Consider the following 262-nt stretch of genomic DNA (forward strand, 5'->3'; position numbering starts at 1 on the left):
CCCTCGCGCACCATGTAGCCGCTGTCGGGGTCGGTGGTGCTCTGTTTGATGGTCCGCGTTTCCCCGGTGGGGGTGGCGGCTTGAGACTTGCTTTGCACTGGTTGCACTGGTTGCACTGGTTGCTCCGATTGTGCGGCTTTTACCCGGCGGCGCAGCGGTTTTTTCCCATGTTGTTCACGGTCCTCATCGATAGCCTGCTCCAGCTCATCAAGATAGGCTTTGGGGGTGACAGTGACCTCGACCTCGGTCAGCTTTTTCTTGT

1 pseudogene is annotated in these 262 nt (G+C 58.8%); it reads right to left on the minus strand.

Annotation, left to right across the window (positions count from 1 at the left end):
• Positions 1–262: pseudogene (locus tag ACW5W8_RS24090) on the minus strand (IS5/IS1182 family transposase); the annotation flags it as partial.

The organism is Aeromonas aquatilis, from assembly GCF_054052405.1.